Source organism: uncultured Sphingomonas sp., assembly GCF_964244235.1.
In the GTDB taxonomy this organism is placed as follows: Bacteria; Pseudomonadota; Alphaproteobacteria; order Sphingomonadales; family Sphingomonadaceae; genus Sphingomonas.
This window is the reverse complement of record NZ_CAXTII010000143.1, coordinates 1-2,515: the sequence shown is the minus strand read 5'-3', so window position 1 is coordinate 2,515 and position 2,515 is coordinate 1. Positions and strand designations below refer to the sequence as shown.

The 2,515-nt window shown below is 67.2% G+C and carries 3 protein-coding genes; 2 read left to right on the top strand and 1 reads right to left on the bottom strand.

The window, feature by feature from the left end:
• On the top strand, positions 1-1,181 hold a 1,181-nt coding region (locus tag ACFE7D_RS14325; protein ID WP_375396083.1), incomplete at its 5' end, for a toprim domain-containing protein.
• A 53-nt stretch (positions 1,182-1,234) separates the two neighbouring features.
• Here the strand turns inward: ACFE7D_RS14325 and ACFE7D_RS14320 are convergent.
• On the bottom strand, positions 1,235-1,813 hold the full coding sequence (locus ACFE7D_RS14320) for a DUF4337 domain-containing protein (protein ID WP_375396082.1): 579 nt from the start codon (positions 1,811-1,813) through the stop codon (positions 1,235-1,237).
• 115 nt (positions 1,814-1,928) lie between these two features.
• On the opposite strand from ACFE7D_RS14320, the gene ACFE7D_RS14315 reads away from it, so the two are divergent.
• Positions 1,929-2,515: MaoC family dehydratase N-terminal domain-containing protein (locus ACFE7D_RS14315; protein WP_375396081.1), on the top strand; the 587-nt coding region annotated here is incomplete at its 3' end.

The window sequence follows — 2,515 nt, the reverse complement described above, 5'->3', positions numbered from 1 at the left end:
TCGCGGACTGCCAGGAGCGCGACCCGAGCAAGTGCGAGATCTTCATCGTCGAGGGCGACAGCGCCGGCGGGTCGGCGAAACAGGGGCGCGACCGCAAGTTCCAGGCGATCCTGCCGTTGAAGGGCAAGATCCTGAACGTCGAGCGCGCGCGGTTCGACCGCATGCTGGGGAGTGCCGAGATCGGCACTCTGATTACGGCGTTGGGCACCGGGATCGGCCGGGGCGAGCCGGAACAGGGCGGCTTCGACGTGCGCAAGCTGCGGTATCACCGCATCAACATCATGACGGATGCCGATGTCGACGGCAGCCATATCCGCACGTTGCTGCTGACGTTCTTCTTCCGTCAAATGCCGGAGTTGATCGAACGCGGCCATCTGTATATCGCGCAGCCGCCGTTGTATCGGGCGAAGCGCGGCAACGACGAACGTTACTTGAAGAACGACCAGGCGCTGGAGGACTTCCTGCTGGACAAGGCGCTGGCCGAGGCCCGGCTGGTCTATGCCGATGGCCGCGTGTTCCAGGGCGACGAGATGGCGGGCGAACTCGCCTGGCTGCGCGAGGCGGCGGGCAACCTGCGCCGGCTCGCGACCTCGGTGCCGACCTGGCTGCTGGAGCAGGCCGCGATCGTGGGCGCACTGACGTCCGACGCGGCGCGGACCATGGCGGTCAGCAACGACCTGGTGCAGCGGCTGAACGCGGTGTCGCTGGTGAACGAACGTACTTGGAAGGTTTCGGCGGACGACCGCGGCCTGCATCTGGCGCGCATCGTCCGCGGGGTCGCCGAGCGGTATAGCGTGGATAGCGGCAGCCTGCGCAGCGTCGAGGCGCGGTGGCTGGCGGAGCGAACTGAGGCGCTGGCGAGCCGTTTCAGCGAGCCGGCGACGTTGGCGCTGGACCGGGCGGAGATCCAGGTTTCCGGTCCCGCCACGGCGTTCGACCGTATCCTGGCGCAGGGCCGCAAGGGCCTGGCGATCCAGCGCTTCAAGGGCCTGGGCGAGATGAACCCCGATCAGCTCTGGAAGACTACGCTGGATCCGAATGTCCGGACTCTGTTGCAGGTGCGGGTCGGCGACGTGGAGGACGCGGCGCAGGTGTTCTCGACGTTGATGGGCGACGTCGTGGAGCCGCGGCGCGATTTCATCGTTGGCAACGCGTTGAAGGTGGCGAATTTGGACGTTTAGCGCTCTCGGGACCGACCGTTCAACCGCGATTGAGCGGCGGTCCCCGACGGCGGCTAAAAGTGAAACGCCAACGGCGCGAAAAAGCCGATGGCGCCCATTCCCAAGCCGCCGACGCCAAGCGCAATCGACAAAAGCCCAAGCGTCGGCACCGCGGTTACGATCGAGGCCGACGCAATGACGATCGCGATCTCGAACAGTGCCGCCGAATATTCGTAAAAATGGTACTTTGCCATCGACAGGTCGCGCTCCTCTTCCGAGTGCCTTGCGCGCTGGGTCAATTCCTTGCGGCCCTCGCCGGTGCCGGGTTCGCTCTCCCACTTGGCTGCGGTGTCCAGCCACAATTTCTGCTGCGCTTCGATCGCTGCCCGGGCCGCCGGGTCGGCCGTGGTCGCCTTCTGCAGCTCGGCCTGCTCCGCCGCCGTCCGCACCGCAGTCTGCCGGATCGTGCGAGCCTGGAAGAACGCCCAAAGGTTCGACGCCTCGCCATTGCGGAGTATGACCTCGGTCTGCGAGCTCTTGGCGCCGGTGCCGACCAGGGCCAGGAACAACGCCAGGATCGCGATCAGCAGCGCGGTCCGCTTGTCGCCGCCGTGCTCGGCGTGCCCATGTTCCAACTGTGCGTGCTCGCCCATCGTCGCTTTGCCTCCAGCAAAGGCCGTCTTTGGCACGGATCGACGCCGCGGCAAACTCGTCGCCCCATCGGTCAAGCAGTGGACGCGCCAGCTACCCCGGCTTAGCATTTCGACCATGCCGATCGACGCCGAGGGCCTGTTGCGCTACCCGATCCCCGACGTGCGGCAGCGCCTCGCCGCATCGGACGCCATTCTGTATGCCCTGTCGATCGGGCTGGGGCAGGACCCGCTCGACACCAGGCAGCTCGATTTCGTCGACCATCATCGCGAGCTGCGTGCGCTGCCTTTCATGGCCGTCGTGCTCGGCCATCCCGGGTTCTGGCTGGCCGATCCGCGCACCGGGGTGAATGCGGTGCGCCTGATGCACGGCGAGCAGGGCATCGTCATCCACCGGCCATTCCCGATCGGCGACGAGATCATCGGACGCACCCGGGTGACTGGCCTCGTGGACAAAGGCCCCGGCCGCGGCGCGCTGCTGTATAGCGAAAAGCTCGTGCTCGACGCTGCCAATGAGACCCTGTTGGCCACGACCACCAGCACGACCTTTCTGCGCGGCGACGGCGGGTTCGGCGGCCCGTCCGGCCCCGTACGCCCGCCCCACCCGATGCCCGGCACCGCCCCGGACCACGTCGTCGACCTGCCGACCCGGCCCGAGCAGGCGCTGCTGTATCGGCTGAACGGCGACGACAACCCGCTGCACGC

Bases quoted from the DNA above. Each gene is read 5' to 3' on its own strand.
- ACFE7D_RS14320 (WP_375396082.1), bottom strand. From the start codon at position 1,813: ATGGGCGAGCACGCACAGTTGGAACATGGGCACGCCGAGCACGGCGGC.